Raw genomic sequence first — 14377 nt, 5'->3', positions numbered from 1 at the left:
ACCCGGTACGGTTCAAGATAGAAAGTTAGATATTTTCGAATTTATTCAGTATTGTGAGGCTTTAAATTTAGATATGAATAAAGTCATAACTGACCTTAGAAATTTTAATAAATAAGTTACTTTATGTTGCACAAATACCATGTTATTTCTAGTAAAAATTTTTAGGATGAATTGATTTACATAGACTTTTGTCAATATCTAACCAAATATACTAGTGCCCTTAAATTTGATATTTCTAATTTCCTTTTCTACTAAAAAGAACGATATGTTCGGCGCCACTAGCATTGTTAGAGTTCTCCTAATATTACTTATCATTATTATCAACCATATCTATATTCATGTTTATAGAATCTGATCAATGCTTATCTTTTACACGCATATGTTAAGAAATTAAAAAAATTTCCTTCAAGTAAAAAATACGTCCTACTAGACCTATCTTTATCACGTACGGATTCACTTCTCATTGCTTTTCACTTAATAATTCCACATTAAGAGCCCTTCAACTTCTCCAACCTTCAATGATTCTATCACTCGAATTCAATTCCATAGTTTGGGTAAAAATTTCGAGTATGACATCAAATCATTAAAACCACCTAGTCTATTACCTGAATTATTAATCCACTAAGTTACAGCTATAAAAAGATTAAAAATCACTAAAAGTGATGAATTTGACCATTTGGGAAATAACTTTGTCTCTTAAGAAGAAGTTAATTTTCTTACAAGATCTAAAGTAAATTGACCTCTTAAAGGAATTATTAATTTATGGAAAACAATTTAAAAATTCCAAATCAAAACTGGGATGCGCCACCTAGTTTTGACATAGGAATCGAACAGATAGTTATGAAAGATACTTTAAATACCGAAAATAAGACTGGTTTGAGAACACGTTTTGTGCGATTCAAGTCTGGTGCAACAACAAAAACGGTGTTTATTCATGATTATCATGAAGAAGTTTATCTTGTATCTGGTGACCAAGTTCTTTTAGACAAAGATACGTTTGAAATGAAAAAAAAATATACTGCAGGTGAATATTTTTTAAGACCTGCAGGAACAAATCACGGTCCCTTTAGCAGTGAAAATGGCTGCATTTTACTTGAAATTCATTACTACTAATTTGAAGACTATAATTTAATAGAGAAAATACAATAATGAACTATCAGACCCACGCCAACTCTTGGGAACAGAAAGCTACTATCCGTACTCGTCCAAGACGTATCATTGAAGATGATGAGCTTTGTTACTACCCAAAAGAACGGCAGCCCCTTTGCTTTGATCCAATTATTGAAAAATTAGGAAAAAATGTTCAAGACACGATCTTGCTTCAAAGCCTTTATAAATACATAAAAGACATCATTATTTTTGAAACTGAAATTGTTAATAAAACAGCTTCAGATATTGCTAAGGGCCGCTTCCCTTTCGATTTTCCGTTTTCGGTTAAACATGATGCGATGTCTGTAGTGATAGACGAAGATTATCATGCATTTGTAGCAATGGATTTTCAGAATCAATTACAACAGCAAACTGGAATAGATCCATTCAGAGAATTCAATGAAATTGAGTTGAGCCGAGCTATCCCACGAGCAATTTCACTCCTTGATGATACTTTTCATAAATCGGGTATGGAGCTGATCGCTGTAGCCATTTCCGAAAACACAGTAACGAATGATGTTGCTGCATTCTCAAGGGATGCAACGATCAAACGATCCATTAAAGGCATTATGTCTGATCACTTAGCTGACGAAGGACGTCATGCAAAGTTTTGGACTGAAATCTGCAAAATTTATTGGTCATCTATTAGTGAAGAATCACGTTTAGCTATTGGTTCAGTAATTCCTACTTTCCTTGAAGAGTACTTAACAAATGACATTCAGAAAGAATTCGATACAGCACTAATTAATGAATTGTCACTTCCACCAATTGTAAAAAAGAAGCTCATTGAAAGTACGGTAGATGGCTATCCAATCACAGGCCAGCACCCAATGATCGTGAACATTCGAAGATTCCTAGTTTCATCAGGCATCGCTGATCACGCTCCTACTCGAAATCTTCTGGGACAATATTTTTAAGGTGGTATAACAAATGAAATTACTAACTATAAAATTAGATCAAAGCTGCCCTTTTTCGAGTGAAATTGAGTCACACATTTATGAATTAGGTCATGATGTAGTTCTCGATAATATTGCAACAAGTCCGACCAAATTTGACTATCAACTTAAACGTTATGATCCAAAGTATGCGGGCTCTGACGCAGCTGATTCAATTTTTCTAAGTATCACTTATTCAGAGGATGAAAAGGCATATACCGTTTCTGCTTTACAACTCTCTGAGAAAAATACTGTCTTGATAGCCAGTTCAAAAATTCCTAATCATGATTATTTGAATGGTGCTGATGTTTACCAAAAGTTGCTAGTCGCTTTAGAGGGTGTTGTCTCGGATACGCTTGTTCATTTATCACATGAAATCATTGATAAACCATTCTCTTCAGGCTTTGAATTGGCCACCATGGACGAAATTGATCTAGGTACATTGAGTTATTGGCATCATTCAAATGAGAGCACATCAGATCGTTTGTATACCAAGAATCTGTATAAAGCTTTTGAGCAGACAGCAGCGTTGTACCCAGCGAATACAGCCATTAAGTACAGTAATCAAGCGATTACTTATGCTGAATTGGAAGTAAAAGTAACGCAATATGCAACGAATATTAGAGCTCAACTTGAAGCAAAACTTCAGCAACCAATCATTGCACTTGCATTGCCAAAATCAATTGAACTTTATGCTGCGATCCTGGCAACACTTAAGCTAAATGCTTGCTATGTACCCATTGATCCAGAATACCCAGAAGAACGTATTCACAATATTCTATCCGGTGCATTACCTGATTTACTTATTGGTTCATTGCAATTTGAAACAGCTGTAAAAACGGTTTGTGTAGATATTCTTGAAATTCAGTCAAGCAATATTCTAGCAATAGAAACGCCTGAACTATCTGACACAAATGCTGTCATGATTTTTACATCAGGTTCTACCGGAATGCCTAAAGGGGTAAAGTTAACTCACAATAATCTTGCACACTTTTGTAATTGGTACGTTAACGAAGCTCAAGTTAGTCCAACATCTAGATGCCTTCAATTTACAACAGTTTCATTTGATGCATCCTTATTAGATATCTTTCCAACGCTTATTGCTGGCGCAAAGCTGATTGTTCCATCAAATGAACAGCGCCATGATTTCGATAAACTAAACGAGCTAATTCGCAAAGAAAGTGTATCTCACTGTTTTATACCTCCAGCTATGCTTTCTGCATTACCTCAATATGAATGGCCATCAATGAAATACATTATTACTGGTGGTGATGTTTGCGATAACACTGCTATTAATTATTGGTCCCAACATACCAACCTGATTAATATTTATGGTCCTACAGAATGCACTGTACTGGCAACATTCAAAAAATTCAGTTTAAACAGCAATAATAAAATAATTGGTAAGCCCATTGAGAATACTCAAATTTATTTGATTAATGAGCATGGGAAAGCATGCCAAACTCTTGAGCATGGCGAGTTGTATATTGCTGGTAAAGGTGTTGGTCCTGGTTATGTAAATGATGAATTCCAAACACAAGAGCGCTTTGTAAAATTAAAAGGGTTTAGTTTATTTAAAACAATGTACCGGACTGGTGACATTTGCTATTGGGATGATAATGGTGAGTTGAATTTCGTTGGACGTCAGGACAATCAATTGAAAATACGCGGATTTCGCGTAGAAATTGGTGAAATTGAAAATGCTATCTTAACAACAGGTTTTTATGCTGGATGTGTTGTTATCGCAGACAGTAAAAAACAAATTAAAGCCTTTGTTAAAGACCCGTCTAATGGTGTCACTACAGAGGAACTACGAGACAAATTAGTCAACATTCTTCCAAATTATATGTTGCCTTCGGTCATAGTCGAAGTTAAAGAATTCCCCTTCACTATTAATGGCAAAATTGATCGGAAGGCCTTAGCTGAGATTAAAACAAGCTTTACAGTTGAAGTTGAAGAGGAATGGACTGATCTTCAAACTGAATTGCGCCATATTTGGGCCACAGCCTTAGATCTAGATTTGACAGAAGTTACTCTTAAATCTTCATTTTTTGATTTGGGTGGACATTCTTTACTCGTTTCCAAAATGCTCCTAACTGTTAAAAAAAGCTTTAAAGGCAGTTTTACATTAGCGCGATTCATGGAAAACCCAACGATCGAAGCTTTGAGTAATTTACTTACTTCGAATGAATTGTCGAAAGGTGCACAGATTTCGGATCGTATTTATTCAGATATAGTTCTGGATCAAGAGATTCAACCTTTAGAGATTAAAAACGCTCATGCATTTAATCCACGTTCGGTTCTTCTAACAGGAGCAACCGGATTTCTAGGTATGCATATCCTTGAGCAATTAATTCAGCTTACTGAAGCGACTATTTATTGTCATGTTCGAGCATCATCACCTGAAGCCGCTTTGCAAAAGCTTAACGATAACTTCCAAAAGTATGGTGTAAATGACCTAACAGGCAATCCACGAATTAAGTCTGTTTGCGGAGATCTTGCCGAACCAAGTTTGGGCTTAAGCGAAAATGATTACGCCTTTCTTGCGAAAAACATTGATGTGATTTACCACAATGGCGCTCAAGTTAACCATATCTATGACTACGACTATTTGTATAACTCCAACGTTAGATCGACAGTTGATTTAATCAAACTTGCTTCAATAGAACAGCAAAAACAGTTGGTATTTATTTCAACTCTTAGTGCCGCAAGTAATTTAACTGAAGATGGATACATTGTTGAAGATGGTCCAGCAGCTGAATTGCCAGCTTTCGTTAACAACGGATATAACTTAACAAAGTGGGCTTCAGAACAATTAGTTTGGCAAGCATATGAACGTGGGCTGCCTGTTACGCTTATTCGCCCAGGGAATATTACCGGTCACTCAAATACAGGCCATTGCTTCCCCGATCAAAACCGAATTTTGTTATTACTAAAAGGTTCTGCCCAGCTAGGCATCGCCCCTGATTGGGATCTTCAATTTGACCTATGCCCTGTTGATTTTATTGCCAAAGGGTTAGTTGAATCTTCTTTAGACCATACAAAACACACACCAGTATTGCACTTGCATAATCCGATGCCCCTTACATGGAAAGAATATGTCGGAAGATTGAATCATCACGGTGTATCTATTGAATTCATTAATGATAAAGACTGGCGCGAGATGTTACTGAATCTTGATGAATCAAATGCGTTATACCAAGTTGTGTCGTTCTATTTGGATGAGACAAACGAAGATATTGGCGACATTTCAAAAATCGAATTCGAAAAAACACAAAACCGCTTAAGACTTTCGGGAATGGATTACCCAGAAAAAAATCACCAGTTACTAGATGCGAATCTAGGCTACCTCATTTCAAGTGGCTTTATTGAAATACCTGAAGATAAAAAAAACCAAGTTTCACAACAACACAATTTTATGGAGAATTACATGAGTTATTCAGAACAACGCGGAACATTAATCCAACTTCCTACAACAAAAACAGTTAGTACGGCCGTGACTATAAAAGCTGCTCCTAAAGATGTTTGGAAAATTGTAGGTGACTTCACAGGCTTTGATAAATTTGTTGATGGATTAAATCGCATTGAAATGTCAGGCGATGGAGTTCGCTCAGTTCGCCATAAGTTTTTTGCTGATGGGAATGTTGTACTTGAGCAGCTGAACAACCGTGATGACGAAAAAATGCTTATGGACTGGACCTTAATCTATACAAGCATGGATATCGGCAACCTATGGTCATCAATGCGCGTGGTTCAAATTGATGAAAATACCAGTCAAGCCATTTGGGATATTGCTGCAACACCATGGAATAAAGAAACTCCACAGGCTGATTTTGAAGCATTCTTGGCTGGGTTTGCTGCTAGTGCTCTCAACAATGCAAAACAAATTGTCGAAAAACAAAAAGCGGCTTAACACCTTTACTAGCAAGTGGGTTTAACAGCCCACTTCTTGGAGTGAACAATGGAAAACAACAATTCACAGCGTTATTTTTACCCTTCAGTTCCATTTACAAGAACTTTGCATATGGAACTTACAATTATGGCCCCTGCTGCAGAAGTATGGGCGGTGGTCGGTAATTTTTCTGCTTTTGACCGCTTCACTGATGGCCTTGGTAAATGTCAGATGATTGGAGAGGGTATTGGCCAAGTACGTGTTAAAACGTTTGATTCTGGTGATTATGTCGTGGATCAGCTCTCATATCGTGATGAAAAGGAGATGAAAATGCATTTCAACATCATTAGTACATCATTAAACATCCGAAATTTGTGGGAGTTTTTGAGTGTTGAAGTGATCTCGAGTAATGAAAGTAAAGTCATATGGGAAATGGCCGGAGAGCCAAAGCTCGGACTACAGGAAGAACTAGAAAAATTTTTAACAGATTTTGCAGAAGATGCACTTGAGAACATCAAAAACATATGTATCGAGTATGAAAATTCTACCAATTAATAAAGGATAACCGATGAGTACCTTCTGGTATCTAACTGCCTTAGGTGTCCCCTTTATTTGGGGCATTCAAGCGGTAATGTTGAAATTCGGGATAGGTGAGTTTCCGCCTATATTTATGGTCTCGTTACGCTTCTTGATAATGTTCATTTTGCTTATACCGTTCCTCAATCGCTTAAAAGGTAATTTTAAGAAAGCTCTGCCAATTGGTTTAGCACAAGGCGTTGCACATTTTGTTTTACTCTATATAGGCTTTAAGTTTGTCAGTGTTACAGCTGGCATGATTGTTTATCAAACAAATGCCATATTTACACTTATTCTTGGTGCAATCGTCCTTAATGAGAGAATGAGCAAACAAGGGCTTATAGGTATGACTGTTAGTTTGATTGGTGTTGCCCTCATCATCGGCTTGCCTCAAGAAAATTCTAGTATTGGTGGTCTATTCTTGATTGCAGCATCTGCATTTATGTTCGCTGTTGGGAATATCTTTGTACGTAAGTTAGGTCCATTCGACCCAATAGGATTAAATGCCGGCGTATCATTGATTGCATTCCCTTCACTACTTGCAATTTCATTTATGACTGAACAAGGGCAGTTAGCATCAGTGCAAAATGCATCATTAGAAGCATGGGGCGCACTTCTCTATACTGCAGTATTGGGTGGCGTAGTTGCATTCATTCTTTGGTATAAATTATTAACAAAATTTAGTGTTGATAAGATTTCACCATACAGTTTATTGATGCCTTTTTTTGCAATGCTTGGAAGTATCGTGATTTTAGGAGAACACGTTTCGATTAGTAATTGGATTGGTGCATTCATTACTGTAGGCGGTATCGCAATTATTCAGTTTCGGAGTAAATTTAATAAAAGTAAATAAAATATCACAAAATAAATGTTAATGAGAATTGATTTAACTGCAATTCTCTTTTATAAACTAATTAAAAATTTATTAGCTATAACTAACAAAAAATTTTGGAGAAAGCCCAATACGTTTTCTAAATGTCATACTAAAAGAGCTTTGACTTTCATAACCAACCGCTAAAGCGGCATCAGTAACAGAATACCCACTAGCCATGAGCTCCATACTTTTTAGCAATCTAAAGCACCTCAGCCATTCGCCAAAACCCATTCCTGTTTCATTGCGAAACTTGCGAGAAATTGTCTTTTCAGAAACACCTAAAGAAAAGGCAACATCAGCAATTTCCCATGGACGAGCATAATGATTAGCAACTTTTTCACAAAAATCTTTTAATTCGTTCGAGATGGGCATTAGAACATTAAAATCTACTGACTTCATTAAGCATAATTCATCTAAAATAAGTTGACTAATGCGATCCTCCCTAGTCCCCTTGTTAATTATGAGGTCTTTAAATTCTGTAGCAGTACTAATTAACTCACTAAATAAAGGACTAACTTGAAAAATACCCATATGATCTTCAAAAAAAAATTCGTCTTGAGGTTGTATATATAAGGCCCTTAGATCAACATTCCCAACTGCCATTAAACTATGTTGAATACCTGCAGGGATTAATAAACCTCTGGATGGTACAATTACCCAACATCTATTTTGTGCATAAACTCTTAGGACACCTTTTACAAGATGTAAAAACTGATGTACCTGATGATGATGTAAAGGTTCTACAACTCCATCTTTATATATATACTTAATTGAGATAATCATTTGTTGAAATTGTTCAGACTGGTAATACATTTCAAGTTCCGCACCAATAAAATTATTTTAATAATCAATACATTAATTTGGATTAATGATATATATGCTATATAAGTTAGAGAAAATTTATTGTGAAAATACTGACAATATCTCATTCATTAAAAATTTACATCATTTAGCCTTTTGCCAATTACCTATCAAATGTTTCATATGTGAATTTGATTTAAATTTATATTCGGACACAATGGCCATTGAACATTTAGGACTCGATTTATATCAAAAAATTTCAAATGCAGTAATCACACGTAAAGCTGAATTTCTAGCCGGTAGATTATTAGCAAAACATACTATAAATACATTAGGATTTAATGATGTAAAAGTAGATATTGGGCCAAATAGAATGCCTATTTGGCCCGAAAATATTAAAGGCTCTATTAGCCATACTGAACAAACTGTTATTTGTGCAGTGAGCTTAAACAACAATTTGAAGAGAATTGGGATTGATATAGAATTGCTTAAAAATAATATAACTTTTGATTTAATTAGAACCATTATGGATGTGGATGAAGAGGCTTTAGCAAAAAATAATAAATTAAATAAAATTCAATCTTTTGCATTATTTTTTTCTGCTAAAGAAAGTCTTTTTAAAGCTATTTTCCCTGAAGTAAAACAATATTTTGGTTTTGATGTAGTAAAAGTAATAGATATAAATGTAAATGAACAAAAAATTAGTTTATCATTAAATTGCAACTTAAATTCAAAACATAATAAAGGTAAAATTTATACTGGTAGTTACATATTTCTAGAGAATCACATCATTACTTTACTATACTAAGGTCAGGCTATACATAAGAAAATATACAGTAATTTTAAACAGCATTTTTACTATTTATTTGATGTTACACAAAACACAAAATGAAATGATTTGATCACTTTATAATTTAAACACATTTGCTTTGAAGGTATAGAATTTGTGGATTACACTCATGGCCAATTGAAATATCCTATTTTTGCTTATGCAAAAGATTATGATCATGGATATTTCGAAGATTTTCATCAACATGATCGAATTCAACTATTACATACACTTAGCGGAGTTATTCATGTTAAAACTGCTGAAGGAATTTGGGTTATTCCTCCCTCAAAAGGTATTTGGATACCTGAAAATAAAGTGCATGCTATAAGTATACATGGTCAAGTAAAAGCAAGAGGAATTTTTGTACAACCTTATGCTCGCGCTGATTTTATAACTGAATGTGCTGTAGTCGCGATTCCCAACCTATTATCAGAATTAATAAATGAAGCTGTCAATATAAAAAATGAGATCATCCCTCATACCCGTAATGAAAGGCTACTTGAATTAATATTAGATGAGTTAAGAATTCTTGAAGAATTACCATTTCAATTACCAGAGCCAAAGTCCGTATTATTGAAAGAAATTGTGTTTTTTTTAAAAAGTGACTTTTCTAAAGGAGCTGATTTAGATGAAATTTCTAGAAATTTTCATATAAGCTCCAAAAAAGTTTCCAGATTATTTTTAAAAGAAACCAATATGACTTTTAGTACTTGGTATAAGCAAGCTAAGTTGTTGCAAGCATTAACAGAGCTAGAATTAAAAAAGCCTATTTTAAATATTGCATTGGAGTTAGGGTATGAAAGTCCAAGTTCCTTTTCCTATATGTTTAAAAGAGAGATGGGGGTTAGCCCGACAGAATATTTAAAGAGAAAAGCCATATAAATGTCTTTTTATCTACACTTTTTGTCTGTTCATCTAAAGAAAGCCAAGTAAAAAACAAACATCATGATTGATAACTTATATCCTGAGTAAAGTTAGTCATGATGTTAAATAATCCTAAAGATAAGTATAAGCCTTTCGAGTTTTTTGATTTTAAAGAAAGAACATGGCCAAGTAACAAAATTATCCAGGCACCAATTTGGTGTTCAACAGATTTAAGGGATGGGAATCAAGCTTTAGCGAATCCTATGGATCATAATCGAAAACTTAAATTTTTTGAGATGTTAGTTGCTTGTGGCTTTAAAGAAATTGAAGTGGCCTTTCCTGCTGCTTCAGATACGGATTTTAATTTCGTAAGATTTTTAATCGAAAATGATAAAATTCCAGATGATGTAACAATACAAGTAATGACTCAAGCAAGGGCTGATCTAATAGAGAAGACTTTCGAGGCATTAGATGGTGCTAAACAAGCCATTGTTCATGTATATAATGCTACAGCAGAAGTTTTTCGACGTATTGTTTTTCAAAAATCAAAAGAAGAAGTAATAAGTTTAGCAGTAGAATCAACTAAACTTATTAAATCACTTTGTTTAAAATATCCTAAAACAAAATGGACATTCCAATATTCGCCAGAAACATTCTGTTTTACAGAAATTGATTTTGCATTAGAAATTTGTGAGGCTGTAACAAATATTTGGGAACCATCAGAAAAAAATCCAATGATCATAAACCTTCCAACTACAGTTGAAGTAAGTACACCCAATATTTTTGCAGACCAAATAGAATTTTTTTGTAAAAACTTTTCTAAACGTGAAACTGTTTGTATCAGTATCCATCCACACAATGATAGAGGGACTGGTGTTGCAACAGCAGAACTTGCATTAATTGCAGGCGCAGACAGAGTTGAAGGATGTTTGTTCGGAAATGGAGAACGAACTGGAAATGTTGATTTAGTTAATATTGCTTTGAATATGTATACACAAGGAATAAGCCCAAATCTTGATTTTTCAGATATTAATAATGTTGCTGAAATAGTCAAAGAATGTAATGAATTACCAATTCACCCAAGACATCCATATGTAGGGGAATTAGTATACACAGCCTTTTCAGGCAGCCATCAAGATGCTATCAAAAAAGGGTTTAACGCCAGAGAACATCAAAACCACACTTTTTGGGAAGTTCCTTATTTACCAATCGATCCTGCAGACCTAGGCTGCAGTTATGAAGCTGTAATTAGAGTTAATAGCCAATCTGGTAAAAGTGGTGCGGCTTGGATTCTTCAACAAAACCATGGAATCAATTTACCTAATAACTTACAAATTGCATTTAGTAAAGTAGTTCAAAAAGTTACTGATACTAATAAAAAAGAATTATCGCATTCAGAAATTTGGGAACTCTTTATAAATAAATATAGCATTTCTAATGAAAAAAATGACTTTAAGTTGATTAACTTTGAATCTAATAAAAAAGATAAAGATTTTGAAATAAACATATCAATTAATATTAAAAATGAAATTTTTAACTTAATAGGAACTGGTAATGGTTTATTATCAGCAACAATAAGCGCACTTAATAAAAAATGGAAAAGTGACATAAAGATAGCTGAATATACTGAACACACGCTAGGTAAAAATAGCAATAGTCGTTCTATAAGTTATATATGTTGTATAAATCCAAATGGTGATAAGCAATGGGGGGTTTCAATAGATACAGATATCGCATCGTCATCTATACAATCCCTATTAAATGCATATTCACAACACTATATAAATCACTCTAAACATTTAAAAGAAACAGTATAGTTTTAAAATAAAGGAAATTAAAAAAATAATTTCCTTTACTATCTATATTAACAAATAATTAAACTAAATTTCCATAAAATTCAAAGTAACTAGAAATGTTAAACTCTACAAAAGAATCAATTTTATCAATGAATTTCTTTAAAGAATCTAATTTTAATGAAAAATTAGTAACTGAAAAAATTAAAAAAAGTTATTATTCATTAAAAAAAGATGCTTATATGAAGAATAATGACAATTATAGATATAGAGCGTTTCTACAAGGAATTATCGACAATAATCAAATCACTTGGATTGAAAAATCTGATTTTTTTCAGTCCAGTAAAATAAATTCTTATCAAGGTGATATTCAAAGAGTATTTCCACTAATAAAAACTGAAATTCGCCAAGATATTGAAAACCTTATCCTAAACTTAAACCTAAATCTACTTAACCAAGAATATAGTATTGGTTGTCATCAAATCAGAATTACTGTTGATGAAAATAATATTGGATGTCCAGCACCTGAAGGCTTTCATCAAGATGGCTATGATTTTGTAATAATAATAGCTGTCGCCCACTATAACATTGCTGGTGGAACAACTTTGTTAAGGAAACCAAAATCAAATGAAATTATCTATAAAAATATACTTCAACCGTATCATTACCTGATTCTCAATGATTCAAATGTTGAGCATTACACAACACCAATTACACATCTCATACCACATGATGGATATAGAGATGTACTAGTTATAACTTTAAATAAAATTTGATTAGGAAAACTAAAATGGAAACTTATACAATCCAAGAATGGCTCTTTAAAACAGCTCATGGTAAATATGATTTTGATTTAGCTGAGAGTGGTATTCAATTTCAAACTGTAAATGATATTAATATAAATAATAATTGGTTACTTGATTACAGTATAGATCAAGGTAACTTAGAATTGAGAGAACTCTTATCGCAAAACTATAACAATACAACTGTACAAAATATTGCTGTCACTCATGGTGGTCAAGAAGCTCTTTATCTACTATACAGAACTCTGCTAACACCTAATGATCATGTCATTACAGTTACTCCTGGTTGGCAACAATCATGGGAGGTACCAAAAAGCATAGGAACAAAAGTTTCATTATTGAATTGGATTCCTGGAGATAAATTTCCTTTAGATGAATTAAAAAAAATAATTAATAAAGATACTAAGTTAATTATTTTAAATTCTCCTTCAAATCCTATTGGAAGTAAAATCACATTAGATGAATTAAGTTCTATTATTAATCTTGCAAAAAAAAATAATATTTACATAGTAAATGATGAAGAATATATAATTGATTTCAAAGACTCTATCCGAACTTACTATGAAAATTCATTTTCTGTAAGTAGCTTATCAAAAATATTTGGTATGCCTGCATTAAGAACAGGATGGATAGCTGGACCAAATGAAATTATTGACGAAATTGTTAACTACAAAAGATACACTAGCGTATGTAACTCACTATTATGTGAGAAAATCGCAATCGAGGCTTTGAAAAACCGTGAAATACATATTAATAGATATAATAAGATAATTTCAGATGCTTACCCACTTTTAATAAATTTTGTTAATAAAAATCATAAATTTATAAGCCTAGTTAAACCTGATAATACCCCTTTTGCATGGTTAAAGCTAAACACAACCATTAGCTCTGCTGAATTTTGCCAAAGATTATTAGACGAACAAAAAATGCTTGTAATGCCTGCGGAAGTATTCGGTCATGTAAACGGAATAAGGCTTACTTATGGCCGAGATAAAAATATTCTAAATGAAGGATTTCTAAGATTGGAAAATTTATTCTCAAAATTGGAAACAGAAGTATAATTTATGACATTTTCAGCTTTAATATCTTTCATTATTTATTCATTTGTAACTTCAGTTACTCCTGGACCGAATAATATAATGTTAATTTCTTCTGGTATATCATTCGGATTCAAACGAACTATTCCTCATATTTTAGGTATTGGCTTTGGCTTTGGTTTAATGGTAACGTTTGTTGGTCTAGGTATAGGATCAATTCTTACCTCATCTAAAATATTTTATGAATTTATTAAAATTATCGGAATATTTTATTTACTTTACCTCACTTATCAAATTTATATTTCTGATAGCGTAAATGTTGATAATGATTTAAAAAATCATAAACCACTTACTTTTATTCAAGCTAGCTTATTTCAATGGGTAAACCCTAAAGCTTGGATTATGACAATGGGGGCTGTTACGACATACACATCCTCATCGAGCACTATTCTTATTTTTTTATTGATTGGAGTCCTATATGGTTTAATCAGTATTCCTAGTGTTGGTATCTGGGCCTATATCGGCGACAAACTTCAACTTCTTATACATGATAAGAAAAAAGTAAGTTTTTTTAATAAATTAATGGCGTTACTTTTATTATTCTCAATTATAAATCCATTAATAGAAACAATTACTTTTTTCAAAAGCCTTTTATAGCCAAATTTCAATGTAAGAGTCACACTCATTTTTGAAGGGTTGAAAAAATTAGTCAATTATCATTAATCAGTTTTTTCAACTCAAAATTTGGAAGTACATTTTGCACATAAACTACATCATTCTCGCTCAAAATTCTTAACAAAAAACTGATTTGAACCGTACCGAGA

General features: G+C 33.1%; 12 protein-coding genes. 11 read left to right on the top strand and 1 reads right to left on the bottom strand.

The window, feature by feature from the left end:
- Positions 1-762 precede the first annotated feature (762 nt).
- From AC1M9J_RS14430 to AC1M9J_RS14410, 5 genes are read left to right on the top strand one after another with little or no spacing between them, the layout of a single operon-like run.
- The gene (locus AC1M9J_RS14430) at positions 763-1113 is read left to right on the top strand and encodes a cupin domain-containing protein (protein ID WP_481952545.1); all 351 of its coding nucleotides are present in this window, start codon (positions 763-765) and stop codon (positions 1111-1113) included.
- 35 nt (positions 1114-1148) lie between these two features.
- On the top strand, positions 1149-2066 hold the full coding sequence (locus AC1M9J_RS14425) for a diiron oxygenase (RefSeq protein ID WP_481952544.1): 918 nt from the start codon (positions 1149-1151) through the stop codon (positions 2064-2066).
- A gap of 13 nt (positions 2067-2079) precedes the next feature.
- Entirely contained in the window at positions 2080-5997 is a 3918-nt protein-coding gene (locus AC1M9J_RS14420; RefSeq protein WP_481952543.1) for an amino acid adenylation domain-containing protein, read from the top strand.
- Between the two features lie 48 nt (positions 5998-6045).
- Entirely contained in the window at positions 6046-6531 is a 486-nt protein-coding gene (locus AC1M9J_RS14415; protein WP_481952542.1) for an SRPBCC family protein, read from the top strand.
- Positions 6532-6544: 13 nt separating this feature from the next.
- Positions 6545-7405 carry a DMT family transporter gene (locus AC1M9J_RS14410; protein WP_481952541.1) on the top strand — a complete coding sequence of 287 codons (861 nt, stop codon included), beginning with the start codon at positions 6545-6547 and terminating at the stop codon, positions 7403-7405.
- Positions 7406-7477: 72 nt separating this feature from the next.
- Here AC1M9J_RS14410 and AC1M9J_RS14405 read toward each other — a convergent pair whose 3' ends face one another.
- Complete coding sequence (locus AC1M9J_RS14405) at positions 7478-8239, bottom strand: helix-turn-helix transcriptional regulator (RefSeq protein ID WP_481952540.1); 762 nt, start codon at positions 8237-8239, stop codon at positions 7478-7480.
- 205 nt (positions 8240-8444) lie between these two features.
- Here AC1M9J_RS14405 and AC1M9J_RS14400 point away from each other — a divergent pair, with 205 nt between their 5' ends.
- The 6 genes from AC1M9J_RS14400 (at position 8445) to AC1M9J_RS14375 (ending at position 14210) form a co-directional block, all read left to right on the top strand.
- Positions 8445-9035, top strand: coding sequence for a 4'-phosphopantetheinyl transferase family protein (locus AC1M9J_RS14400; protein ID WP_481952539.1), 591 nt, complete (start codon positions 8445-8447; stop codon positions 9033-9035).
- 138 nt (positions 9036-9173) lie between these two features.
- Positions 9174-9938 (top strand): AraC family transcriptional regulator, encoded by a 765-nt coding sequence (locus tag AC1M9J_RS14395; protein ID WP_481952538.1) that lies wholly within the window; start codon positions 9174-9176, stop codon positions 9936-9938.
- Positions 9939-10039: 101 nt separating this feature from the next.
- Positions 10040-11737, top strand: coding sequence for a 2-isopropylmalate synthase (gene leuA / locus AC1M9J_RS14390; protein ID WP_481952537.1), 1698 nt, complete (start codon positions 10040-10042; stop codon positions 11735-11737).
- Between the two features lie 95 nt (positions 11738-11832).
- On the top strand, positions 11833-12489 hold the full coding sequence (locus AC1M9J_RS14385; protein WP_481952536.1) for a 2OG-Fe dioxygenase family protein: 657 nt from the start codon (positions 11833-11835) through the stop codon (positions 12487-12489).
- 14 nt (positions 12490-12503) lie between these two features.
- Positions 12504-13577, top strand: coding sequence for a pyridoxal phosphate-dependent aminotransferase (locus AC1M9J_RS14380; RefSeq protein ID WP_481952535.1), 1074 nt, complete (start codon positions 12504-12506; stop codon positions 13575-13577).
- A 3-nt stretch (positions 13578-13580) separates the two neighbouring features.
- On the top strand, positions 13581-14210 hold the full coding sequence (locus AC1M9J_RS14375) for a LysE family translocator (protein WP_481952534.1): 630 nt from the start codon (positions 13581-13583) through the stop codon (positions 14208-14210).
- The last annotated feature ends 167 nt before the right edge of the window (positions 14211-14377 follow it).

The organism is Acinetobacter sp. ANC_7588 (genome assembly GCF_056783995.1).
Note: the sequence above shows the minus strand (reverse complement) of the source record. Positions and strands in the feature narration are given on the sequence as shown.

Coding starts and splice junctions, on each gene's coding strand:
- AC1M9J_RS14380 (WP_481952535.1), top strand. CDS start 12,504: ATGGAAACTTATACAATCCAAGAATGGCTCTTTAAAACAGCTCATGGT.
- AC1M9J_RS14425 (WP_481952544.1), top strand. CDS start 1,149: ATGAACTATCAGACCCACGCCAACTCTTGGGAACAGAAAGCTACTATC.
- AC1M9J_RS14400 (WP_481952539.1), top strand. CDS start 8,445: ATGGCCATTGAACATTTAGGACTCGATTTATATCAAAAAATTTCAAAT.
- AC1M9J_RS14415 (WP_481952542.1), top strand. CDS start 6,046: ATGGAAAACAACAATTCACAGCGTTATTTTTACCCTTCAGTTCCATTT.
- AC1M9J_RS14410 (WP_481952541.1), top strand. CDS start 6,545: ATGAGTACCTTCTGGTATCTAACTGCCTTAGGTGTCCCCTTTATTTGG.
- AC1M9J_RS14405 (WP_481952540.1), bottom strand. CDS start 8,239: ATGTATTACCAGTCTGAACAATTTCAACAAATGATTATCTCAATTAAG.
- AC1M9J_RS14420 (WP_481952543.1), top strand. CDS start 2,080: ATGAAATTACTAACTATAAAATTAGATCAAAGCTGCCCTTTTTCGAGT.
- AC1M9J_RS14385 (WP_481952536.1), top strand. CDS start 11,833: ATGTTAAACTCTACAAAAGAATCAATTTTATCAATGAATTTCTTTAAA.
- AC1M9J_RS14430 (WP_481952545.1), top strand. CDS start 763: ATGGAAAACAATTTAAAAATTCCAAATCAAAACTGGGATGCGCCACCT.
- AC1M9J_RS14375 (WP_481952534.1), top strand. CDS start 13,581: ATGACATTTTCAGCTTTAATATCTTTCATTATTTATTCATTTGTAACT.
- leuA (WP_481952537.1), top strand. CDS start 10,040: ATGTTAAATAATCCTAAAGATAAGTATAAGCCTTTCGAGTTTTTTGAT.